Source organism: Synechococcus sp. WH 5701 (assembly GCF_000153045.1).
GTDB classification, from domain to species: domain Bacteria; phylum Cyanobacteriota; class Cyanobacteriia; order PCC-6307; family Cyanobiaceae; genus Regnicoccus_A; species Regnicoccus_A antarcticus.
Map to the genome: position 1 here is coordinate 1 of NZ_AANO01000135.1, position 1,035 is coordinate 1,035.

Consider the following 1,035-nt stretch of genomic DNA (forward strand, 5'->3'; position numbering starts at 1 on the left):
GAATTCACCCCCACGTTCAGTGAGCTGGTCATTGAGGCTGCCGCTGAGCTCAGTCGGGAATGGTCCTTCCCCCACCCGCGTCGTGTAGGCCTTGGCAACACCAATGACACGGTCGATAAGGGTGGGACCGACGCCTGCACCAATGCAGGCTCCACCGGAAACTGGATTGGAGGATGTGACGTACGGGTATGTGCCGTGGTCGAGGTCCAACAGCGTGCCTTGGGCACCTTCAAACAGAATGTTTTTACGAGCTTTTGCTGCGCTGTGGATCGCGCGCGTGCAATCCACAACGTGCTTAGAGAGCCGTTCGCCGTATCCCAAGTACTCCTGGATGACGGCTTCTCCATCGAGAGGTTCGATGCCGTAAATCTTCGCTAGCAGCTCATTTTTTTCCTTGAGTGGGCCTTCCAGTCGGTTGCGGAGTCGCTGCTCATCGAGCAGATCGATCACTCGGATTCCACTGCGCTGTGATTTGTCGGCGTAGGTGGGGCCAATGCCTCGGCCCGTGGTGCCGATCCGGCGATCACCACGCTGTTTTTCCATCGCCAGATCAAGAAGGCGGTGGTACGGCATGGTCACGTGGGCAGACGACGCCAGCTGAAGCCCTGAAATATCGATGTCATTCGCGAGCAGCATGTCCAGCTCGCCAAGCATCACCTTGGGATCCACCACCGTTCCCGGTCCGATCAGACAGATGGTGTCTGGGTAAAGGATTCCGGAGGGGATGAGATGAAGTTTGAGCACACGCCCGTCAACGACGATCGTGTGCCCAGCATTCACACCCCCCTGATATCGCACCACCACATCGGCGGAGCGGCTCAGGAGATCGGTGATCTTTCCTTTTCCTTCGTCACCCCATTGAGCGCCGATGACGACAACATTGGCCAAGGACACGGCGGCCCGAAGCCGCAGATCTGCACAATCCGCGAGTATTTCAGATCCAGTGTCCCTACGTCAAAAGTTGTTGTTTTTTGTGGGATCAAGTTCCCCGAACAACTGCCTTTTGAGCCTTGGTTAATTCCTTGGCTAGACGAT

General features: G+C 56.6%; 2 protein-coding genes. One reads left to right on the forward strand and one right to left on the reverse strand.

From position 1 onward, the window contains the following. Nucleotides 1–834: adenylosuccinate synthetase (locus tag WH5701_RS00775; RefSeq protein ID WP_232201751.1), on the reverse strand; the 834-nt coding region annotated here is incomplete at its 3' end. Between WH5701_RS00775 and WH5701_RS18245 the strand changes: the two genes are divergently transcribed. Then, the coding region (locus tag WH5701_RS18245; protein ID WP_232201752.1) for a hypothetical protein at nucleotides 730–1,035 on the forward strand (306 nt) is incomplete at its 3' end. The genes WH5701_RS00775 and WH5701_RS18245 overlap by 105 nt on opposite strands.